The organism is Mycobacterium sp. (assembly GCF_049683355.1).
GTDB lineage: Bacteria > Actinomycetota > Actinomycetes > Mycobacteriales > Mycobacteriaceae > Mycobacterium.
The window spans coordinates 1-4115 of record NZ_JBAUJB010000363.1; the positions used below are offsets into that span (position 1 = coordinate 1).

A 4115-nucleotide genomic window follows, 5' to 3' on the forward strand; every position below is an offset into this window, starting at 1 on the left:
TGTCCAGCGTGATCGCCCCGTCGTGGTTGGTCAGGAAGGCGATGTCGGCGGCGTCGCGGCCGGTGGCGATGCGCACCAGGGACTGCCGGGGCGCCAGCAGGGTCCCGTCGACCACCCGCCACTGCCCGTCGACGAACGCCTCGGCGACGGCGTGGAAGTCCATCGGGTACAGCCCCGGCGCATACACCGAGACAGCGCGGGCGGGCACGTTGACCGCCCGCAGTAAAGCCACCACCAGATGCACGAAGTCCCGGCACACCCCGGCGCCGGAGAGCATCGTGTCCACCGCCCCGTCGATGGGGTCACTGGACCCCGGGACATAGTTCAGCCGTTCGCCGACCCAGGACGACACGTTCGCCAGCAGGTTCGCCGAATCGATGTAGCTGCCGAATTCGGTTGCGGCGAAACCGTAGAACTTGTCGGCCTCGGCATAGCGGCTGGGGCGCAGATACATCGACAGGTCGTACTCGCTGACCGGAGCCGGGTCGGTGTGACCGATGACCGTCGCCGAATAGCCGACCGAGAGCCGCCCAGGCGGGACGTCGCTGAGTTTGTGGATCCGGTTGCCGTGGGTGCCGCTGATCTCTCTGGCCTGCAACGGTCGGCCGTCCAGCACGAACGACAGCGACTCCCACACTTCGGTGTTGGGGTGCGGCGCGACGGCGATCTGGAACTCCAGCGTCGTCGCCGCGGTGATACCGACCTCGAGCTCTGCCCCCACCCGTCGCTTCACGGTCACCCCTTCGTTCATTCGGTCAGTGCGGCGAGCAGTTCGGGCATCGGCACCGTCGCGATACCGATGGCCGCGTCGTTGATGCCGTACGGCAGGACCAAAGTCCCGGCGTGCACCAGCGCTCCGCACGAGTAGACCACGTTGGGCACGTAGCCGTCCTGCTCGTCGGCCGCGGGACTCAGCAGTGGTTCCCGCAGCCGGCCCACGATCCGCGTCGGATCCTCGAGGTCGAGCAGGATCGCTCCGATGCGGTACGCCCGCATCGGGCCGACGCCGTGGGTGAGCACCAGCCAGCCGGCCTCGGTTTCGATCGGCGGGCCGCAGTTGCCGAGCTGCAGCGCCTCCCAGGCCTCAGTCGGGCGCTGGCAGGGAACCGAGTCGGTCCACTGGAACGGGTTGTCGGTGAAGGCAATCGAATTCGACTCGCGGTCGCATCTGGACACCGCGGCGAACCTGCCGCCGATCAGCCGTGGGAACAGTGCCAGGCCCTTGTTGGCGGCGGCACGGCCGACCAGCGGCGTTGACGTGAAGCACCGGAAGTCCTCGGTCTCGAGGAGCTGCTGGGCGATCTCCGACCCGCTGTAGGCGGTGTAGGTGGCATAAAACGTCACCGCCCCGTCGTCGCGGGTGAAGCGCACGAAACGGGCGTCCTCCATGCCGGCCGCCTCGGCGGCCATCGCCGGCGAAAGCACCCGCTCGGACAGCGGGATGTCGGGGCCGAACTCGACGGCGTAGGTGCGTTCGGCGATCGCCTGGATCTGCGAGATCGTCTGCAACGCGTGGCCCCGGGTTCTCAGGTGGTGTTGCAGCTTGTCGAGTTGCTCGTCGAGGTCGGCTCTGGTGAACCGATCCCCGAGCGCGTCGAGCACGTAGTCGGCAGCCTCTCCTCCGACACGAAGCCGCACCAGCTCGCTGCGGAACACCGCGCCATCGAGCAGCGTCGACCGGACGGAGCCGACGGTGGCGTACGGCACCGGCGTGTCGACCGTCACCCCGCCGGCAGCGTCGATGACACCGGTGCGGAACTCGATGGACGACCGGTGGCCCTCCCCGATGCCGCGCACGCTCATCACAAAGCGCAGGCTGCCCGGCTCGGTTCCCGACTGATCCGGGTGGGCGACCAGGCTGGGGTTGCACAGCGCCGCACCCTCGATGGCGTACTCGCTGGTGAACGTCGCCCCCAGCAACAACATCCGGTCTTCGGACAGTGCGGCATCGGTGTCCAGCCGGTCGGCCAGTTCGCGGGCGTGCCGCCGGAAGGTCCCCGCGAGGTCACGGTGCCGCTTGTCGAAGCGCGCGACGACATCGTCCAGCGCTGCCCGCACGTCGTCCTCGCTGAGAGCGAGGATCCGCCGGAGCACGGCGCCGGCGCGGGAGTCGGCGAGCTCGTATTCCTGCTGACCCGGAACGAAGAGTTGGGCGATGACCCTCGACGGGTCGGCCGGCAGCCGCTGCGGGATCCGGATGACGAGGTCGGCGAGCGCCGAAGTCATTGCAGCACAGTCAAAGGCAGCGTGGCCTTCAACGTGATCTGTGTTCGGCGAGGACCCGCTGGGCCAGCCGGATGTAGGCTTCGGCCACCACCGACCACTCCATCTCCGGTGCCAGCTGGCGAGCTTCGGCGGCCATCGAACCTGCCAGTCGCGGCTGTGTCAGGACCTGACGCAGCGCGGTACGCATCGCGTCCGGGTCGTCCTGACTGACGACCAGGCCCGCTCCGCCACAGAGCAGTTCGATCGCGTGGGGGAATGCGGTGGCAACCACGGGCCGGCCACTGGTGATGGCATCGACGAGGACACCGGAGGTGACCTGATCAGCGTCGTCGTAGGGCACCACGATCACCGAGGATGACTGGATCAGCGCGGCCAGCATGGTTGCGCCGTAGTACTGGGCGTCGAAGGTCACCGAATCCGCGACACCGGCGAGGCGGGCCCGTTCGATGAGGGAGTCGCGGTATGCCTCGCCTTCGGCGGCAAGCACCTTCGGGTGCGTCCGCCCCGCCACCACGTAGCGCGGCCGGCCCGGGACGTCCTGCAGCGAGGCCATCGCGTCGATGACCCGCTCGATGCCCTTGCCCGGACGCAGCAGGCCCCACGTCAAGATCGTGGGTCTGCTCGCGCGCTTGACGCGCGGCAAGGTGGGAAGGCTCGCCCCGTGCGGGATCGTGACCACCTTGTGGCGATCCACCGCGTAGGTCCCGGTCAACCGCTGGCACGCGGCGTCGGACATCACCACCACACGATCGGCCTTGGCCGTGATCGTCTCGAACACCTGCCGCTGGTGTGGCGTGGGGTTTTTGAGGACGGTGTGGGCGACGACGATCGACGGGACGCGTAGCTGCTCGAGGATGTCGAGCACTTCCGCGCCGTCGGCGCCGCCGTAGATGTCGTAGTCGTGCTGGATCACCGCGACGTCTCTGAGATTGAGCGCTTCGGCACATTCCGCCACCGACCGCGCGGAGCCGTTGACCAGTTCGGCGACGACCTGGCTGCCCGCGGGCGCCGAGTCGTCGGCCACCCGCACCACGCCGACCTCGGATCCATGCCCACTCAGCGCGCTGGACAGTCCCGCGCTGAACCTCGCAAGTCCGCACGGCGTCGGCGGGTAGGTGCTCAGCACACCGAACCGGACGGTCTTGGAGAGTGACTGCCGCGCAGCAGGAGCAAGGATTGATTGGAAGGTGGGCACAGAGTTCAAGGGCAATCCCGACGTACGGTTGCTACCGGCGTATCCGGCGTGAGCGGTTGCTCGGCGAGATCAGCGGAGCACAACTGACGCATCCCGGACTGGCTGGGTTCCCAACATCTTCCACGCTACACCCTGCATCCGGTCGCTGCGACGCCGCCCGACGTCCGGAATCGGCAGGTATGGTCGACTCACAGGGACCGTCCAGGCCCCCACAACGATCAAGGGGCCGATGATGTCCGACAAATCACCTCGACAGGGAATGTCCAAGAAGTCCGGAAAGTCCCTCAAGGAGAAACGCGCGGCCAAGAACGCTAAAGCCGCCGACAAGTCTTCGGTCGTCGAGACAGCGGTTCACAAGAAGCGCTGACGCGCAACGGGATCAAAACGAGATGTGGGCTGGCGGGAAAATCCCACCAGCCCACATCTACGGGTTTGAGCCGCCTACTAGACGACAGTCACGCCGACCGCCTGAGGACCCTTGGCGCCCTGTTCGACCTCGAACTGGACACGCTGGTTTTCCTCGAGCGAGCGGTATCCGCTCCCACCGATTTCCGAGTAGTGAACGAACACATCTTCTGCGCCGCCATCGGGGGCGATGAAACCGAAGCCTTTATCGCCGTTGAACCACTTCACAGTTCCCTGTGCCATACTCTTTCAACTTCCGTCATTCTGAATGGATGTCAGACAGACATCC

General features: G+C 67.0%; 5 protein-coding genes. 1 reads left to right on the plus strand and 4 read right to left on the minus strand.

Going from position 1 to position 4115, the window contains the following annotated elements; all coding sequences use genetic code 11:
• The 3 genes from WA944_RS20820 to WA944_RS20830 all read right to left on the minus strand — a co-directional run.
• A partial coding sequence (locus WA944_RS20820; protein WP_526647305.1) for a transglutaminase-like domain-containing protein occupies positions 1-751 on the minus strand: 751 nt, incomplete at its 3' end.
• Positions 748-2226, minus strand: a complete 1479-nt coding sequence (locus WA944_RS20825) for a glycoside hydrolase family 130 protein (protein WP_526370813.1) — start codon at positions 2224-2226, stop codon at positions 748-750. The genes WA944_RS20825 and WA944_RS20820, both read right to left, overlap by 4 nt.
• Positions 2227-2254: 28 nt before the next feature.
• Entirely contained in the window at positions 2255-3352 is a 1098-nt protein-coding gene (locus WA944_RS20830; protein WP_526370811.1) for a glycosyltransferase, read from the minus strand.
• Between the two features lie 301 nt (positions 3353-3653).
• Here WA944_RS20830 and WA944_RS20835 point away from each other — a divergent pair, with 301 nt between their 5' ends.
• Positions 3654-3788, plus strand: coding sequence for a hypothetical protein (locus WA944_RS20835; protein ID WP_526370809.1), 135 nt, complete (start codon positions 3654-3656; stop codon positions 3786-3788).
• Between the two features lie 77 nt (positions 3789-3865).
• On the opposite strand, the gene WA944_RS20840 is transcribed toward WA944_RS20835, so the two are convergent.
• Entirely contained in the window at positions 3866-4069 is a 204-nt protein-coding gene (locus tag WA944_RS20840; protein WP_159235559.1) for a cold-shock protein, read from the minus strand.
• Positions 4070-4115 lie beyond the last annotated feature (46 nt).